The organism is Herbidospora sp. RD11066, assembly GCF_054661255.1.
In genome coordinates, this window is the sequence record NZ_BAAGDO010000176.1 from 1 (window position 1) to 267 (window position 267).

General features: G+C 47.2%; 1 protein-coding gene. It reads right to left on the reverse strand.

Going from position 1 to position 267, the window contains the following annotated elements; all coding sequences use genetic code 11:
• The coding region (locus ACYQ78_RS39685; RefSeq protein WP_459806156.1) for an Hsp70 family protein at positions 1-267 on the reverse strand (267 nt) is incomplete at both ends.

A 267-nucleotide genomic window follows, 5' to 3' on the forward strand; every position in this document is an offset into this window, starting at 1 on the left:
ACTGGCAGTAACGGTCAAGATACCGTTTGCATCAATGTCAGACTTGGCCTCAATCTGTGGGACTCCCCGTGGAGCAGGTGGGCTTCCATCAAGTCTGGAGCTACCAAGAGACTTGTTGTCTCTACCAAACTCTCTCTCACCCTGAAGAACATTAATTTCAACACTTGTTTGGCCATCAGCAGCGGTAGAGAAGACCTCTGACTTTGAAGATGGCAAAGTAGTGTTTCTTGGGATGATCTTTGTCATCACACCACCAAGAGTTTCTAG